1 protein-coding gene is annotated in these 273 nt (G+C 43.6%); it reads right to left on the reverse strand.

Annotated features, from left to right (window positions below):
* Positions 1-230, reverse strand: a 230-nt coding sequence (locus A3773_RS18450) for a hypothetical protein (protein ID WP_231902239.1), incomplete at its 3' end; no start/stop codon positions are given.
* Between the last annotated feature and the right edge of the window lie 43 nt (positions 231-273).

Raw genomic sequence — 273 nt, forward strand, 5'->3', positions numbered from 1 at the left:
TCATCATGCCAGTAGTGCCAAATGTCTTGGTTATTTTCTGTTAGCAGTGCCACTTTCAGTTCATTACCGCTAAAAAACAGCGGTAGGTTACACGCGTGTTTAAGGTAACTGTGTTCGAAACCTCGAGTACGAGCTCGGGTAATCCTATCTTGATTATCGTGGCGGATTTTTTTTGATTCAGTATTCAGTAGCTTTTCAACCACCATTTCGACCGCGTTAGTGCGCGACAATCTTAGTGTTCTTAGATACTTAACCGGGGAGACACCGTGTAGA

This window comes from Neptuniibacter pectenicola, from assembly GCF_001597735.1.
Lineage (GTDB): Bacteria > Pseudomonadota > Gammaproteobacteria > Pseudomonadales > Balneatricaceae > Neptuniibacter > Neptuniibacter pectenicola.